14 protein-coding genes are annotated in these 15,565 nt (G+C 40.3%); all 14 read left to right on the top strand.

Annotated features, from left to right (window positions below; genetic code table 11):
• The first annotated feature begins 183 nt into the window (after window positions 1-183).
• A complete protein-coding gene (yfmF, locus tag LXM54_RS07005) occupies window positions 184-1,461 on the top strand; it encodes an EF-P 5-aminopentanol modification-associated protein YfmF (RefSeq protein WP_233314338.1) in 1,278 nt (425 codons plus the stop codon).
• Window positions 1,461-2,747: an EF-P 5-aminopentanol modification-associated protein YfmH gene (gene yfmH, locus LXM54_RS07000; RefSeq protein WP_233314337.1), complete on the top strand. Its 1,287-nt coding sequence runs from the start codon at window positions 1,461-1,463 to the stop codon at window positions 2,745-2,747. The genes yfmF and yfmH overlap by 1 nt, the downstream gene beginning before the upstream one ends.
• Window positions 2,748-2,833: 86 nt before the next feature.
• On the top strand, window positions 2,834-3,556 hold the full coding sequence (ymfI, locus tag LXM54_RS06995; protein WP_233314336.1) for an elongation factor P 5-aminopentanone reductase: 723 nt from the start codon (window positions 2,834-2,836) through the stop codon (window positions 3,554-3,556).
• A gap of 93 nt (window positions 3,557-3,649) precedes the next feature.
• Window positions 3,650-3,910: a DUF3243 domain-containing protein gene (locus tag LXM54_RS06990; protein WP_233314335.1), complete on the top strand. Its 261-nt coding sequence runs from the start codon at window positions 3,650-3,652 to the stop codon at window positions 3,908-3,910.
• 271 nt (window positions 3,911-4,181) lie between these two features.
• On the top strand, window positions 4,182-4,973 hold the full coding sequence (locus LXM54_RS06985) for a YmfK family protein (RefSeq protein ID WP_233314334.1): 792 nt from the start codon (window positions 4,182-4,184) through the stop codon (window positions 4,971-4,973).
• 20 nt (window positions 4,974-4,993) lie between these two features.
• Window positions 4,994-5,905, top strand: coding sequence for a helix-turn-helix domain-containing protein (locus tag LXM54_RS06980; RefSeq protein ID WP_233314333.1), 912 nt, complete (start codon window positions 4,994-4,996; stop codon window positions 5,903-5,905).
• 246 nt (window positions 5,906-6,151) lie between these two features.
• The gene (gene pgsA, locus LXM54_RS06975) at window positions 6,152-6,730 is read left to right on the top strand and encodes a CDP-diacylglycerol--glycerol-3-phosphate 3-phosphatidyltransferase (RefSeq protein ID WP_233314332.1); all 579 of its coding nucleotides are present in this window, start codon (window positions 6,152-6,154) and stop codon (window positions 6,728-6,730) included.
• Window positions 6,731-6,822: 92 nt separating this feature from the next.
• Window positions 6,823-8,064 (top strand): competence/damage-inducible protein A, encoded by a 1,242-nt coding sequence (locus LXM54_RS06970; protein WP_233314331.1) that lies wholly within the window; start codon window positions 6,823-6,825, stop codon window positions 8,062-8,064.
• Between the two features lie 181 nt (window positions 8,065-8,245).
• Window positions 8,246-9,295: a recombinase RecA gene (recA, locus tag LXM54_RS06965; protein ID WP_233314330.1), complete on the top strand. Its 1,050-nt coding sequence runs from the start codon at window positions 8,246-8,248 to the stop codon at window positions 9,293-9,295.
• Between the two features lie 441 nt (window positions 9,296-9,736).
• Window positions 9,737-11,308, top strand: coding sequence for a ribonuclease Y (rny, locus tag LXM54_RS06960; RefSeq protein WP_233314778.1), 1,572 nt, complete (start codon window positions 9,737-9,739; stop codon window positions 11,306-11,308).
• A 140-nt stretch (window positions 11,309-11,448) separates the two neighbouring features.
• Entirely contained in the window at window positions 11,449-12,246 is a 798-nt protein-coding gene (locus LXM54_RS06955; RefSeq protein ID WP_233314329.1) for a TIGR00282 family metallophosphoesterase, read from the top strand.
• 207 nt (window positions 12,247-12,453) lie between these two features.
• Window positions 12,454-12,714 carry a stage V sporulation protein SpoVS gene (spoVS, locus tag LXM54_RS06950; protein ID WP_016201204.1) on the top strand — a complete coding sequence of 87 codons (261 nt, stop codon included), beginning with the start codon at window positions 12,454-12,456 and terminating at the stop codon, window positions 12,712-12,714.
• Between the two features lie 190 nt (window positions 12,715-12,904).
• Window positions 12,905-13,840: a dipeptidase gene (locus LXM54_RS06945; protein ID WP_233314328.1), complete on the top strand. Its 936-nt coding sequence runs from the start codon at window positions 12,905-12,907 to the stop codon at window positions 13,838-13,840.
• A 180-nt stretch (window positions 13,841-14,020) separates the two neighbouring features.
• Window positions 14,021-15,565, top strand: coding sequence for a tRNA (N6-isopentenyl adenosine(37)-C2)-methylthiotransferase MiaB (gene miaB, locus LXM54_RS06940; protein WP_233314327.1), 1,545 nt, complete (start codon window positions 14,021-14,023; stop codon window positions 15,563-15,565).

Genomic DNA, 15,565 nt, shown 5'->3' with positions numbered 1-15,565 from the left:
GTTTTAAGGATTATGAAGTGGTATTAAAACATACCATTTGATAAACACGGTTGTGATTTGCACGAAAGAAACTTGAAAACGTGTGCTTAACAAAGTTATAGTAAGAATATCCTTTGTATTAGAGTCAATACTATAGTTATAAAAATATGCATTTTTTAGTGCAGTGAACTTAGGAGGTAGCCCATGAGTGTTGCTGAAGAGAAAGTCAGGAAATACGGCGGATATAATCTGCATACTGTTAAGACAGAGAAGTTTAAAACAAATAATATTGTCGTAAAGTGGAAGGCTCCCATTACAGAAGAAAGTGCTACATTAAGGGCTCTTTTGCCGTATGTCCTGCAAAACAGCTCCAATAAGTACCCAAATACCGCAACACTTCGTTCATATTTGGAAGAGTTATATGGAGCGACATTTTTTATTGACCTTTCCAAAAAAGGTGATTATCAAATTATTTCCTTCTCCTTAGAAATAGCTAATGAAAAGTTTTTGAGCAATCCAGACCCGCTGCTGAAAAAAGGCGTCGATTTTTTGGCGGAAATTCTTTTTAACCCTAACGGAGATGGAAAATCCTTTGTAGCAAAAATAGTCGAAGATGAAAAAAGGGCCTTGAAGCAAAGAATTCAATCCATTTATGATGACAAAATGAGGTATGCTAATTTCCGTTTAGTAGAAGAAATGTTTAAAGGAGAGCCATATGCTTTAGGTGTAAACGGCATTGCTGATAAGGTAGATCCTATCACAGCAGAAGAACTGTATCAATACTATGAGAAATCGCGACAAGAGGATCAAATCGATGTATTTGTTGTAGGAGATATTGATGAAGAGGAAATAGCCTCTTATATAAGCACAAAGCTGCCATTTGCTGATAGAACGGCTTCCGAACATACGAGGGCGGTACATAAGGAAGTAAAGGAAAAGGAAGTAAAGGAAGTTCAAGATGTGAAACAAGGCAAACTTCATATCGGTTACAGAACAAATGTTGTGTATGGGGATGAAGATTATTTTGCTTTGCAAATATTCAATGGCATTTATGGCGGCTTTTCCCACTCCAAGCTTTTCCTTAATGTAAGAGAAAAAGAAAGTCTTGCTTACTATGCTGCAAGCCGGATTGAAAGTCATAAAGGCTTGCTGATGGTTTTGTCAGGGATTGACCAGCAAAATTATGAAAAGGCTGTATCTATCATTAAGGAGCAGTTAGAGCTAATGAAAAAGGGTGATTTCACTGATGATGAAATTATGCAGACAAAGGCAGTCACTCATAATCAAATGCTTGAAACACTTGATACAGCAAGAGGTATGATTGAGGTGTTCTACCATAATGCAGTAAGCGGTGTAAAAGTGGATATGTCCCAATGGCTGCAATCCATCAGCAAGGTAACGAAGGAAGAAATTCAAAGTGTTGCTAATAAAATCGAATTGGATACAATCTATTTCCTATCAGGATCGGAGGGGAATAACTAATGGAAAAAATCTCTTTTGAACAGCTGCAGGAAGAACTTTTCTTTGAAGAGCTTGATAATGGGCTTAAAGTCTATATTCTCCCGAAAAAAGGCTTCAACAAAACCTTCTGTACGTTTACAACAAATTACGGGTCTGTTGACAACATGTTCGTCCCGTTGAACGGAACAGAATATAAAAAAGTTCCAGATGGCATCGCTCATTTTCTAGAACACAAGCTTTTTGAGAAGAAGGACCGTGATGTCTTCCAAGAGTTCAGCAAAAACGGAGCTTCTGCTAATGCATTTACCTCCTTTACAAGAACGGCTTATTTATTTTCTAGCACACAGAATGTTGAAAACAACCTAGAAACATTAATTGATTTTGTGCAAGATCCATATTTCTCTGAACAGACAGTTGAAAAGGAAAAAGGTATTATCGGCCAAGAAATTACGATGTATGATGATAATCCTGACTGGCGTTTGTATTTTGGCTTGATTGAAAACATGTATAAAAACCATCCTGTTAAAATTGATATTGCAGGTACAATTGAGTCGATATCACATATTACAAAGGATTTGCTGTATGAGTGCTATGATACTTTTTATCACCCTAGCAATATGCTCTTGTTTATTGTCGGTCCGGTAGATCCTAACGAATATATGGAAAGTATTAAAGCAAACCAGCAGAAGAAGGACTATACGAAAAAGTCGGAAATAAAAAGGCAGTTTGAGGAAGAACCACTAGAGGTGCATAAAAAGAAACAAGTGCTTAATATGAATGTGCAAACATCCAAATGCCTTGTCGGCGTTAAAGCAGTGGACACCGAGCAGCAAGGTGCTGAAATGCTGAAGAATGAGCTGTGTATTAACACGTTGCTCGACTTGCTTTTCTCTAACAGCTCCGAAAATTATCAATATCTGTTTTCTGAAGGGTTGATTGATGATACCTTCTCTTATGATTATACACAGGAAAAGGGCTTTGGCTTTGCGATGGTCGGCGGAGATACAAGCAAGCCGGATGAACTTGCAGAGCAAATTCAAAAAATACTTCTAGAGGCAAAATCAACTGCCATTCAAAAGGAAACGCTTGAACGGTCGAAAAAGAAACGAATCGGAACCTTCCTTCGTGCCGTTAATTCACCTGAATATATTGCGAATCAGTTTACAAGATATTCCTTCAATGATATGAATTTATTTGATGTTGTCGGAACGATTGAACAAATAACTGTAGAGGACATTCAGGCAGCTGCACAGCGGTTTATTGACGAAGACAGAATCACTGTCTGCCAAGTTGTGCCAAAGGCATAGCATAAGGCAGTTAACAGCAAAAAGGAAATGGGATGAAACCCACTTCCTTTTTTGCTGTACACATTAGAAATGACGGAGTGAACAAAATGGGGAAACATATTTTAATTACAGGAGCAACAGGGGAAATTGGCACAGCCATTGCAAAATTGCTAGCAAGCAAGGGGTATTCCTTGTATTTGCATTATAACCAGAATGAGGAGGCTATCCGAAAACTACTTGAAGAGATAGCGCCATTTGGTCAAGATTATATAGCAATAAAAGCTGACTTAAGCAAACGGGATGGATATAAACAAGTGATAAATTCGATTTTTTCCCTTGATGGTATCGTGTATGCCAGCGGAGTGAGTGTTTACGGAATGTTGGCGGATACGACTGATGAAATAATGGACCAGCTATGGAATCTACATGTCGCTTCCTTAATATCTGTCACAAGGGAGCTTTTGCCGAAAATGACACAAAAGCAAGCTGGCAATATTGTCGCTATATCTTCGATTTGGGGACAGATCGGTGCATCGATGGAGGTTGCTTATTCCACTGTAAAGGGTGCCCAACTATCCTTCGTTAAGGCATTGAGCAAGGAAGTTGCCAGAAATGGTATTCGCGTTAATGCTGTGGCACCTGGTGCTATCGATACAAAGATGCTCGGCATGTTTACAGCTGAAGAAAAGGAATGGATGGCAGAGGAAATTCCGATGGGCAGGCTTGGAAAGGCAGAGGAAGTCGCACAAAGCGTTTTATTTTTGCTGTCTGGCGACTCCTCTTATTTAACAGGACAAGTATTATCACCAAATGGCGGCTGGCATGTGTAAAAGATTTTTTCCTAAGTTGTTATGCATATAATTCGGTTGAACAATCCAAAATAACTATGTAATACAACTTACAGAATGGAAAGGAGTACCTCTATGTCTATATTGCAAAACTGGGATCAATGGAAAGACTTTTTAGGTGACCGCCTTAATCATGCACAAAACGAAGGAATGAACAAAGGCGTTATTGGTGATCTTGCATTCCAAATTGGTGATTACTTATCAAACCAAGTAGAACCAAAAAACGATCAGGAAAGAATTCTTGCTGATCTTTGGTCTGTTGCTTCTGAAGAAGAGCAGCATGCAATTGCGAACATGATGGTCAAGCTTGTTCAAAACAACGGAACTGACCGTTAATTAGGGTTATTTTTCGAGGCGGCTATATCTATAGGGAGATCCGTAAAAAGCAAGAAGGCAATTAAAGCTATTCCTTTTTTTCATTTTATGGTCACCTTATGGATAAGCTGCCTCTTTTCCTTTTTGAAAAACAGCTTCAAATAATACATAGCTGCACATGCTTCTAATTTTATCGGAAAGTGCTTGGTTTTTTCTTTCATCTTTAGGAACTTTCCTTTATTATTATATAGAGTTAAAAAAACGAACAGAACAAGATTTGGGGAGGATTTTTTTGAGAGAGAAGGAATGGTATCTAGAATATGAAATCCAAAAAAATCGACCTGGACTACTCGGGGAAATATCATCATTGCTAGGTATGCTTTCCATCAATATTATTACCATCAATGGGGTCGATGATGGGCGGAGAGGCCTTTTAATGACAACAACCGATGATGAGCAGGTGAGGCGTCTGGAATCCATCCTTTATACGATGGACACGATCAAGGTGTTCAAGCTCCGTGTGCCGACTCTTCGGGACAAAATGGCTGTGCGTCATGGCAGATACATACAAAGAGATGCAGATGACAAAAAAACATTTCGGTTTGTCCGCACTGAACTGGGGCTATTGGTCGATTTTATGGCAGAACTGTTTAAGCTCGAAGGACATCGGCTAATAGGGATAAGAGGAATGCCCAGGGTTGGCAAAACAGAATCGATTGTTGCAGCAAGCGTCAGTGCTAACAAAAGGTGGCTTCCAGTCAGCTCAACGTTATTAAAACAGACTGTCAGAAGTTCACTGATTCAAGATGAGTATAGTGAGAACAATCTTTTTATTATAGATGGAGTTGTTTCTAGCAAGCAGATAAACGAGAAGCATTGGCAGCTGATCAGGGAAGTGATGCGCCTTCCTGCTGTCAAAGTGGTCGAGCATCCGGATGTGTTTGTTCATAATACGGAATATTCACTAGATGATTTTGATTATATTATCGAGCTTCGTCATGAGCCGAATGAAGAAATCATCTTAGATGTCCGCAAAAAGAATGCGCTGCTTTTACAAAATGAGTTTCAAGGATTTGATTTTTAGCAAGTTGGAAGGTGTTATTTGTGAGTGAACTAGGAAACAGATTAAAAGAAGCAAGGCTTGCAAAAGGCTTAAGCCTTGAGGAGCTGCAAGAAATTACAAAAATACAAACCCGTTATCTTATCGGGATTGAAGAGGGCAACTTCAGCATGATGCCCGGGAATTTTTATGCCAGAGCGTTCATTAAACAATATGCGGAAGCAGTAAATTTGCCTGCTGATGACTTGTTTGAAGAATATAAGAGCGAAATCCCGTCAAGCGGCAATGAGGAAATACCAGAGAAGCTCTCAAGGGTGACATCAAGACAAACGATGTCAGAAGGCGGATCAAAGGTATTTGATATATTGCCGAAGATTCTTATCACATTGCTCGTTATTGGTGTGGCTGCCATTGCATGGTATTTCATATCAAAAGGCGGCAATGGTGACTCTGCTGCAGAGAATGAAAACGCCCCAACAGAGGCGAAATATGGCGAGTCAGAAACGCTGAAGGATACGGAAAACAGCGAGGCGAAAGATGACAATGCCTCTGAAGAAAAAGCGGCCGATACAGCAACTAAAGAAGATGAGCCTGCTGAAGAAGAGGAAGAGGAAACGCCTAAGCAGGAAATTACCGTTAGCGGAACAAGCGGAAGCGCCTCTACATATGAATTGAAAAATGCGGACAAGTTCAGCGTCAAGCTTGTTTCAACAGGACAGACATGGGTGAACATGCAAAACGGCAAAGGGTATTCTTTCTTCCAAGGCATTCTCGATAAAGATGGAGAAGAATCTAAGACAGTAGATTACTCGAAGGAAACAGAAGCGGTGCTTGTCATCGGTAACAGCAGTCAAACAGAGGTTTATGTTAATGATGAGAAAATCGATTTTGCTGTTTCGCCGTCAGATTCCGTACGCCAAGACATCACAATCAAGTATGTCAAGGATAGTGAATAACAAAAACCATTTAGCAAGAAAAAAGGGCTGTGTAATCGGCTCTTTCTTGCTTTTTGCAGACTTCTTTCTTAATATGCAGCATGTTTAGAGAGTCTGCTAGGTCACTATATTTCGCTTTTTTTATTATTATTGGGTATAATACTAATGTTTTCATACTATTTTGGCTAATTTTGCGTAACGTAAGTCTTCTTTGACTGGCCAATGATGAAATAACGCTATTTTTGTACATAAAACGGAGGAAGTAAGATGAATTTACCTAACAAAATAACCATTTCAAGAATACTGTTAATTCCGGTATTTTTAGTCATTATGCTTGCAGACTTTTCTTGGGGCGAACTGGAGCTGCTTGGCGTTTCATTGCCTGTGACTCATTTTGTCGGCGCACTTCTGTTCATTTTGGCATCGACAACAGATTGGGTTGACGGCTACTTCGCACGAAAATATAATCTCGTGACAGACTTGGGCAAATTTCTTGACCCTTTGGCAGATAAACTGCTTGTATCAGCTGCTCTAATTGTACTTGTAAGTTTTGATATGGCTTCTGCCTGGATTACTATTGTCATTATCAGCAGAGAATTTGCTGTAACAGGGCTGCGTGCTATTCTTGCAAAAGGCGGAGAAGTGGTCGCTGCAAACATGCTTGGGAAAATAAAGACATGGGCACAAATCGTCGCAATTTCCGCATTGCTTTTGCACAACATGATTTTTGAATTGATTGGACTACAATTCGATCAAATCGCTTTATGGGTTGCTTTAATCTTTACAATCTGGTCTGGTTGGGACTATTTCGCTAAGAATAAGCATGTTTTTGCTAATTCTAAATAATTTTCAGCAGAAATTAACTTTTGAATTAAAGGCAAGTTGGGAATAAGGAAAGAGACACCCATATATGGGAGAGAGAAAGGGGAAATGAACGGATGAATGCAGAAATCATAGCTGTTGGTTCTGAGCTGCTGCTCGGTCAAATCGCCAACACAAACGCCCAATATATTTCAAAGCAACTGGCAAATCTCGGAGTAAATGTTTATTATCACACAGCGGTTGGGGACAATTCAACCCGCTTGGAGGATGCGATTAAGATTGCCGAGTCTCGTTCAGATCTTCTTATTTTTACCGGGGGCCTTGGTCCTACAAAGGATGATTTGACGAAGGAGACAATCGCTTTGCATCTTGGGAAAAAGCTTGTCTTTGATGAAGATGCTCTCCATTCAATCGAGCAATACTTTGTGCGTTCTAAGCGCACGATGACAGAAAATAACAAGAAGCAGGCGCTAGTACTGGAAGGCTCCCGCATACTTGCAAATGATCATGGAATGGCGCCTGGAATGTTCCTTGAAAAAGACAGCCGTTTCTACATGCTCCTTCCTGGTCCGCCTAAGGAAATGCAGCCAATGTTCGATGTATACGGCTATTTGGCACTGCAGGAAAAGCTGACAACAAAAGAGCTTATCGTCTCAAGAGTGCTGCGCTTTTTCGGCATAGGAGAATCGCTGCTGGAAACAGAAATTGTTGATTTGATTGATAAGCAGTCAAATCCGACAATCGCACCGCTGGCTGGCGAAGGGGAAGTCACTCTCCGCATAACATGCAAGCATGATTCACAAGAGGAAGCAGAGCGTTTAATTGATGCTGCTGAAACAGAGATTTTTGAACGTGTCGGCGAATTCTTCTATGGGTATGATGATACGACTCTTGCTAAAGAGCTTTCTAAGGAATTAGAGAAACACGGACTGACTGTCGCTGCGGCCGAAAGCCTCACCGGCGGATTGTTCCAGCAGGAAATGACGAACATCCCAGGAGCAGGCGTTGTTTTTGGCGGTGGAGTGGTCTGCTATACGAATGAAGTGAAGCAAAATGTTCTTTCTGTTAAGGAAGAGACTATTAAGAATCACGGTGTTGTAAGTGAGCAGTGTGCAATTGAACTGGCTGAAAACGTCGCTAAACTGATTGGCACAGATATCGGAATCAGCTTCACAGGAGTCGCTGGTCCTGATGAGTTAGAAGGGCATCCGGTTGGAACTGTTTATATCGGAATTGCTGTGAAAGGAAAACCGACTATTTCAGAAAAGCTTCTTCTTGGAGGAGGACGTTCGGCAAACAGAAGCAGATCGTCAAAATACGGACAATTTTTCCTGCTTAAAGAATTGAAGAAGCTGTAATTAGCACTCCTGGCTCGTTTCTTAGTTATGGTGCAGCATTTTTAAAAAAACGAATGAATGTTCTACTTTTTGCTGTACAAACTCGGAGAAAAAGAGTATATTTAATATATATTCTTGAACACCAAATGAATCTGCCGAATGGGAAATGATTCATTTTTATATATTAAAGGAGGAGAATTTTTTGAGCGATCGTCAAGCTGCTTTAGAAATGGCATTAAAACAAATAGAGAAACAATTTGGTAAAGGTAGTATCATGAAATTAGGAGAACAGACAGACCGGGTTGTCTCCACTATTCCGAGCGGTTCATTAGCATTGGATGCAGCACTTGGGGTTGGCGGATATCCACGAGGCCGTATTATTGAAACCTATGGTCCTGAAAGCTCAGGTAAAACGACTGTTGCTCTACATGCAATTGCAGAAGTTCAAGCAACTGGTGGACAAGCTGCATTTATCGATGCAGAGCATGCGTTAGACCCTGTTTACGCACAAAAGCTCGGTGTAAACATTGATGAGCTGCTTCTTTCTCAGCCGGATACGGGAGAACAAGCGCTTGAAATCGCGGAAGCATTGGTAAGAAGTGGTGCCGTTGATATCCTTGTTATTGATTCCGTTGCAGCACTTGTACCTAAAGCGGAAATTGAAGGGGAGATGGGTGATTCCCATGTTGGTTTGCAAGCTCGCTTGATGTCACAAGCGCTTCGTAAGCTTTCAGGTGCAATCAACAAATCGAAAACAATCGCGATTTTCATTAACCAGATTCGTGAAAAAGTCGGCGTTATGTTCGGAAACCCTGAAACGACACCAGGTGGCCGCGCATTGAAATTCTATTCAACTGTTCGCTTAGAAGTTCGCCGTGCTGAAACACTTAAACAAGGTACGGATATAGTCGGAAATAAAACGAAAATCAAAGTTGTGAAAAATAAAGTAGCACCGCCGTTCCGAGTTGCGGAAGTCGACATCATGTATGGAGAAGGTATATCCAAAGAAGGCGAGACAATTGATCTTGGTTCTGAGCTGGATATTGTTCAAAAGAGCGGATCTTGGTATTCTTATAATGATGAGCGTTTAGGCCAAGGCCGTGAAAATGCGAAGCTTTTCCTTAAAGAAAACAAAGATATTCTTCTTGAAATTCAGAAGAAGATTCGTGACCACTACGGTTTGGATAACGAAGTTGTCTTAAAACCAGGACAAGATGAAGAAGACCAAGAGTCTTTTGAATTAGTAGACTAACGTAAAGGATAGGATAGCGGTCACTAGACTGCTATCCTTTTTTCGTTATTTGAAAAACAGCTAAAGGTGCTGTTTAGGTATTTTTTTCCTGTCTATACTAGTAATACGAATCGATTTTATCTGAGGGTTGGGAATTAGAATCTATTCGTTTCGCAACAGTTTTTTACAAGAAGAGAGAAAGATGTATAATTTGCCAGTAAATGCTAGATTATGCATAGGCGAATAAGATGAAACCCCTTAAATTAGTGTCTATCCTCCTAATTCAAGCTCTTGACAATGAATTGGCACAACTATACAATTATATTGTATATTTTACATTTTTATGAGTATGAAAAACCTAGAAACTATGTGCTAGGGCAGTATTTTCGCTTTAAAAAGAACTATAAGCCAATACTTTTAAAATCGTAACAACACAATTTAATAGCAAGAGGAGGTGAAATGATGGAAACCAATACAATTATCATCTCCATTTTGCTTGGCCTAATCGTAATTGCCGTTGTTGGCTTTGTTGTATATTTTATTCGTAAGTCCAATGCTAATGCAAAAATTGCTAATGCGACAATGACTGCTGAACAAATGATTGAAACTGCAAAACGTGAAGCAGAAGCATTGAAAAAAGAAGCTTTGTTAGAAGCAAAGGATGAGATTCACAAGCTTCGCAGTGAAGCAGAACTAGAAGTTCGTGATCGAAGAAATGAACTACAAAAACAAGAAAATCGTTTATTGCAAAAAGAAGAAAACCTTGACCGTAAGGGAGAGGCGCTTGATAAACGGGAAACAATTTTAGAAAAGAGGGACGATTCTCTTAATAAAAGACAACAGCATATGGAAGAGATGGAGAGCAAAGTGGATGAGATGGTTCGCAAGCAGCAAACTGAACTAGAGCGCATTTCCGGTTTAACTCGCGAAGAGGCAAAATCCATCATTTTAGACAAAACAGAGCAAGATATCGCCCATGATATCGCTATAATGATTAAAGAAAGCGATACAAGAGCAAAAGAGGAAGCAGACAAGAAAGCGAAAGAAGTTCTGTCGCTTGCTATCCAAAGATGTGCCGCAGATCATGTTGCCGAAACAACTGTATCCGTGGTTAACTTGCCTAATGATGAGATGAAAGGCCGAATCATCGGTAGAGAAGGGCGCAACATTCGTACGCTTGAGACACTTACTGGAATTGATTTAATTATTGATGACACACCAGAAGCTGTCATTCTTTCAGGTTTTGACCCTATCAGAAGGGAAACAGCAAGACTGGCACTTGATAAGCTTGTGCAGGATGGCCGCATCCATCCAGCTCGCATTGAGGAAATGGTCGATAAGGCAAGACGTGAAGTTGATGAACATATCCGTGAAATCGGTGAACAGACAACATTTGAAGTTGGTGTACATGCACTTCACCCTGACTTGATCAAAATTCTCGGCCGTTTAAAATTCAGAACAAGCTACGGCCAAAATGTGCTGAAACACAGTATAGAGGTTGCACAGCTTTCAGGTATACTTGCTGCGGAACTTGGGGAAGATGAAACACTTGCGAGAAGAGCAGGATTGCTCCATGACATCGGAAAAGCTATTGACCATGAAGTCGAAGGAAGCCATGTTGAAATTGGGGTAGAACTTGCCACCAAGTATAAAGAACATCCTGTGGTTATTAATAGCATTGCTTCCCATCATGGCGATACAGAGCCTACTTCTATTATTGCGGTACTTGTTGCTGCTGCTGATGCACTTTCAGCTGCAAGACCTGGTGCCCGCAGAGAGACACTAGAGAATTATATTCGCCGTCTCGAAAAATTAGAAGAAATCTCTGAATCATATGATGGTGTTGAGAAGTCGTTTGCTATTCAAGCAGGCCGTGAAATACGAATAATGGTTAAACCTGACTTGATTGACGATTTGGAATCACATCGATTAGCACGTGATATCCGCAAAAAGATCGAAGAAGAGCTGGATTATCCAGGACATATCAAGGTTACAGTTATACGTGAAACAAGAGCTGTTGAATACGCAAAATAAAAAAACGGTGCCATGTGCACCGTTTTTATTTTGAAAAGCTGTATAAGAGAAAAAGAATGAATGTATGTTAAACTAAAGAGAACCTAGTTTGGATAGGAAGCTGCCATATTTGGCAGGGCTTCATAGAAAGGATTTATATTATGCATATTTTATTTATAGGCGATGTGGTCGGATCGATGGGAAGGGACATGATTAAAGAATATGTGCCGAAGCTGAAGGAAAAATACCGCCCTCAATTGACGATTATTAATGGTGAAAATGCTGCTGGCGGCAAAGGGATTACAGAAAAAATTTACCGCGGCTTTTTAGAGGTTGGAGCTCAAGCGGTGACTTTAGGTAATCATACTTGGGATAATCGGGAGATTTTTGATTTTATTGATGAAGCCAAATATTTGGTGAGACCAGCCAATTTTTCGGAGAATAATCCTGGCAAAGGCATGGTTTTTGTCAAAATCAATGATATAGAAGTAGCTGTCATCAATCTGCAAGGAAGAACCTTCATGAATCCAAGTGATGATCCATTTGTAAAAGCAGATGAACTGCTTGCTGAAGCGAAAAAACGAACAGATATTATCTTTGTTGATTTTCATGGAGAGGCAACAAGTGAAAAGCAGGCAATGGGCTGGTACTTAGATGGCAGGGTTACAGCAGTTATCGGAACACATACCCATGTACAAACAGCTGATAACCGCATCCTTCCGCAAGGAACAGCATTTATGGCAGATGTCGGCATGACAGGCCCATATGACGGCATATTAGGAATGGAACGGTCAGCTGTCATTAACAGATTTTTGACAAACTTGCCGACACGCTTTGAGCCGCCAAAAGCAGGAAGAGCGACTTTGAGTGCATGTCTGATCGAGGTGGACAAAAAAACCGGCAAAGCGAAAAAAATCAACCGAATCCTTATTAATGAAGATCATCCATTCTTCTCTTAATAAAGTGGAAACCGAAACGTAAAGTTTCGGTTTTTTTATTTTGTTATACAGTGATTTACGCAATTTAGGATTATTTTTCCTAAATTTTTGTCCAAGCTGGAATAAGTGTTTTAAAAGCAGAATATAGTAGCAATGGAATGATATATATCCTGATGTGTTCTATTAATATGCTGAACATGCGGGGGGGTTAACAAGGAGGAGCTAGAAATGGAGATATTAAAGGTTTCAGCAAAGTCTAGTCCCAATTCTGTAGCTGGTGCGCTTGCAGGTGTTCTGCGTGAAAGAGGCGGAGCAGAAATCCAAGCTATTGGTGCAGGTGCATTGAATCAAGCTGTTAAAGCAGTTGCTATCGCAAGAGGGTTTGTAGCACCTAGCGGAGTGGATTTAATTTGTATCCCAGCCTTCACTGATATCGTTATTGACGGTGAGGAACGAACAGCCATCAAGCTCATTGTAGAGCCTAGATAAACAGGCGAAAAATAGGCAAATGAACAAACCATAACCCTGTTAACACTGCTCTTTTACATAGTAAATAGCTGGCAGAGGAATAAGGGACTGAACCTGTATGATTAGCCATACAGGTTCTTTTTTTAGCAAGTAGGCGCTTTTGGATTAAAGCAGAATTATATAGTTAATTATGATTTCACGAGGTGAGAAGATGGCAGCATTGCCTTTTTTTGATGGACATTGTGATGTGTTGTTTAAAATGTTTTTAGACCAGAAGATTCACTTTCATGAAAGCAACAAACTGCAAGTTACCTATAAGGGATTACGCAGCAGCGGAGCAAAGGTTCAATGCTTTGCGATTTATCTGCCTGAATCCGTGCATCCTGATGTGCGCTTTGATGCAGCCTTGAGAATGGTTGATATCTTTTATGAACAAATCTTAAAACCGAATCCGCTTTTAAAGCTAATTAAAAGCCAGCAGAATATTGATTCCCTATTGCCGGATGAAATCGGTATTGTCTTAACATTAGAAGGGTGTGAAGCAATCGGGGAGGATTTAGTTAAGCTTAAAACCTTGCTGCGTCTTGGCGTTACCTCTGTTGGACTGACTTGGAATCACGCCAACGCTGTAGCCGATGGAGCGATGGAGCCAAGAGGGGCTGGGCTGACTGTCTTTGGCAAAGAAGTAGTGAAAGAGCTTAATAGTCAGAAAGTCTGGTGCGATGTCTCCCATCTTTCAGAAAGAGGCTTTTGGGATACACTGGAAGTGGCAGACTACCCATTCGCTTCTCATTCGAACGCGTACACATTATGTCCTCATCCAAGAAACTTGCGAGATGATCAAATAAAAGCGCTGATTGATGTGAACAGTGTTATCGGCATCACATTTGTTCCACCTTTTTTGAGCGGAACAGACTCTGCGGCGCTAACAGATGTGATTCGGCATGTAGATTATATTTGTTCATTAGGGGGCGAGGATCATGTGGGATTCGGCTCCGATTTTGATGGCACAGACTCATTTGTGTGCGGCCTCGAGTCCATTTATGGCTATGAAAATCTAATCAATGAACTGTTAAAATACTATACTACCAGTCAGACAGAAAAGTTTCTGTTTCAGAACATGAAAAAACGGTATCCACACGAGTAGCCAACATTCGTTCATCCAGTATGCTCTAAGAACCTTCCTATTGTGTTCATAGCTTGAAAGGCTTATACTAATATAATGTAAACTTGTCAAAACTAGCATATGAATGCGTTAATGGGAAATTTTTCAACAAAAGCTTATGGATGATAATGACATCTCATCGATAAGAGAGGAGTATGTTAAATGAACGAAAAACAGCGTTTAGAAACTCAAAAATTGGATACTGTTACTTCAACGGTTAAAAAACCTGAAAAAGACTACAGCAAATATTTTGAAACTGTCTATACACCTCCATCCTTAAGGGATGCAAAGCGCAGAGGAAAGGAAGAAATCCGTTATGAAAATGACTTTGTGATTTCTGAACAATTCCGCGGTATGGGAGAAGGACGGAAGTTTTATATCCGCACATTCGGCTGCCAGATGAACGAACATGATACAGAAGTAATGGCAGGTATTTTCTTAAGTTTAGGCTATGAGCCGACGAATACAGTAGAGGATGCGAATGTCATCCTGCTGAACACATGTGCAATTCGTGAAAATGCAGAAAATAAAGTGTTCGGTGAGCTTGGTCATCTTAAGTCTCTGAAAACAGAGAAGCCTGATCTCCTACTTGGCGTTTGCGGCTGTATGTCTCAAGAGGAATCTGTCGTTAATAAAATTTTAAAAACATATAACCAAGTTGATATTATCTTTGGAACTCATAATATTCACCGTTTGCCAAACATCCTTCATGAAGCTTATATGTCCAAGGAAATGGTCGTAGAAGTATGGTCGAAGGAAGGGGATGTTATTGAAAACCTTCCGAAAGTACGTAATGGACAGATTAAAGCATGGGTTAATATTATGTACGGCTGTGATAAGTTCTGTACATACTGTATTGTGCCTTATACTCGAGGCAAGGAAAGAAGCCGACGTCCTGAGGATATTATTCACGAAGTCCGTCAGTTGGCAGCACAAGGCTATAAGGAAATCACACTCCTAGGACAGAACGTTAATGCATATGGTAAAGACTTTACAGATATGAACTACCGTCTAGGTGACTTGATGGATGAAATCAGCAAAATCGATATTCCGCGCATTCGTTTTACAACAAGCCATCCGCGCGACTTTGATGACCATTTGATTGAAGTTTTGGCTAAAGGCGGCAATATGGTTGAGCATATTCATTTGCCAGTACAATCAGGTTCTTCTGATGTATTGAAAATCATGGCTCGAAAATATACGAGAGAGCAGTATTTAGAGCTTGTTCGCAAAATGAAAGCAGCGATTCCAAACTTGACTTTAACAACAGATATCATCGTCGGCTATCCAAATGAAACAGAAGAGCAATTCCAAGAAACACTTTCTTTATATGAAGAAGTTGGCTTCGAAGCTGCTTATACGTTCATTTATTCACCGCGTGAAGGAACTCCTGCTGCCAAAATGAAGGACAATGTGCCGATGGAAGTGAAAAAGGAACGTCTGCAGCGCTTGAATGCATTGGTGAATGCAAAATCAGCTGAATCCATGAAGAGCTATAAAGGCCAAATCGTGGAAGTACTTGTAGAAGGCGAAAGCAAAAAACAATCGGATGTGCTTGCAGGCTATACGCGCAAAAACAAGCTTGTGAACTTTGTCGGTCCGAAATCAGCAATCGGCAAGCTCGTATCAGTTAAAATTACAGATGCGAAAACTTGGTCATTAAATGGTGAAATGATTGAGATTATCGAAGCTGTAGAGGCAAACTGA

This window comes from Bacillus sp. Au-Bac7, assembly GCF_021341655.1.
GTDB lineage: Bacteria > Bacillota > Bacilli > Bacillales > Cytobacillaceae > Niallia.
Note: the sequence above shows the minus strand (reverse complement) of the source record. Positions and strands in the feature narration are given on the sequence as shown.